The 247-nt window shown below is 75.3% G+C and carries 1 protein-coding gene; it reads right to left on the bottom strand.

Annotation, left to right across the window (positions count from 1 at the left end; translation table 11 throughout):
- The coding region (locus tag GT354_RS04390; protein WP_161354834.1) for an SIP domain-containing protein at positions 1 to 247 on the bottom strand (247 nt) is incomplete at both ends.

Below are 247 nucleotides of genomic sequence, written 5' to 3'. Positions count from 1 at the left end.
GCCGGCTGGGCGCGACGCCGTTGCCGCAGCCGTGCAGCCACACGAACTCGACGTCGGCGGCGGTTTCGAAGGTCTGCTCGTGGGTGGCGTCCGGGACCTCGACGATCGCCCTGGCCAGGGTGCCGGGCGGCAGTTGCTCGACGAGCCTCCCGAGCGCCGGCAGGCCGGTCGCGTCCGCGGCGAAGATCTGCCACCGGGCCTCGGCGGGCGGCGCGTAGATGCCGCGCGGCGAGCCGATGCCCAGTTC

This window comes from Streptomyces sp. SID3343 (assembly GCF_009865215.1).
In the GTDB taxonomy this organism is placed as follows: domain Bacteria; phylum Actinomycetota; class Actinomycetes; order Streptomycetales; family Streptomycetaceae; genus Embleya.
Note: the sequence above shows the minus strand (reverse complement) of the source record. Positions and strands in the feature narration are given on the sequence as shown.